General features: G+C 55.4%; 2 protein-coding genes. Both read left to right on the plus strand.

The features are described 5' to 3' along the window. A partial coding sequence (locus tag PA598K_RS34700; protein ID WP_307719911.1) for a CDP-alcohol phosphatidyltransferase family protein occupies positions 1 to 344 on the plus strand: 344 nt, incomplete at its 5' end. 237 nt (positions 345 to 581) lie between these two features. Next, a complete protein-coding gene (gene fabZ / locus PA598K_RS34705; RefSeq protein WP_128661269.1) occupies positions 582 to 1,013 on the plus strand; it encodes a 3-hydroxyacyl-ACP dehydratase FabZ in 432 nt (143 codons plus the stop codon). Positions 1,014 to 1,066 lie beyond the last annotated feature (53 nt).

Below are 1,066 nucleotides of genomic sequence, written 5' to 3' on the forward strand. Positions count from 1 at the left end.
TGATGCTCGATCCGCTCGCGGACAAGCTGATGCTTATTACCGTGTTTGTGTCGCTTGTCGTTGCGGGGCTTATCTCGTGGTGGGCGGCGATTGCGTTGCTGCTGAGGGATTTGGGGATGATCGTCGTCTCGGCCTACGTTCACTTCAGAGGTCGACTGACCGTGCCGGCCAATTGGATGGGCAAGCTGACGACGGTGCTGCTGTACGCTGCGATCACGATGGTTTTTTTCGCCTGGCCGCCTGGGGAGGCCGTACTGTGGGGCGTCATCGTCTTTTCCTATGTGACGACGGCGATGTATATCGGCAGCTTCCGAGCCTTGAACAACCAGACCATTGGACAATGAGGAGCAGGCTTTTGAATCGTGCGTATCGTGCGTTCAAAAAGTCAGTTCAAAACGTTCGCTTTTCAGCACCGAAGAAGGGCCCGAGGGAGGCCGTAGCGCTTCTGGCCACAACTTCACCCGGACCCTTTATCTTAAACCTCCACGACTGCAGTTCATGAAGGGATGTCACTAGTGTAGGCTTTTTCGAGAATTTTTATTACATACGCGCTAAGGGAAATGTGAAGGGAGCAATCAGGCATGCTGGATATTAATCAGATTCAGGAAATTATACCGCATCGGCCGCCGTTTTTGCTGGTGGATCGCATACTGGAGCTGGAGGAAGGCGTAAGGGCGGTAGGACTCAAAAATGTGACGATGAACGAACCGTTTTTCACCGGGCATTTCCCCGGCCATCCGGTTATGCCCGGCGTCCTGATCGTCGAGGCGCTGGCTCAGGTAGGAGCGGTCGCGATCCTCAAGGTTGAGGCCAATCGCGGCAAGCTGGCCTTCTTCGCCGGCATCGACGGCGTACGCTTCCGCGGACAGGTCGTGCCGGGAGACACGCTGACGCTCGAGGTTGTCATTACACGGCTCAAAGGAACGATCGGCAAAGGTCAGGCGACAGCGCGCGTGGGCGACAAGGTCGTCGCCGAGGGCGAGCTTATGTTTGCTTTGTCTGCGAGAGAATAACCCTATTGAAAAGAGGTTGAGAAAGATGACGCAAAACGCACAGGCTGCACAAC

The organism is Paenibacillus sp. 598K (assembly GCF_003851045.1).
In the GTDB taxonomy this organism is placed as follows: Bacteria; Bacillota; Bacilli; order Paenibacillales; family Paenibacillaceae; genus Paenibacillus_D.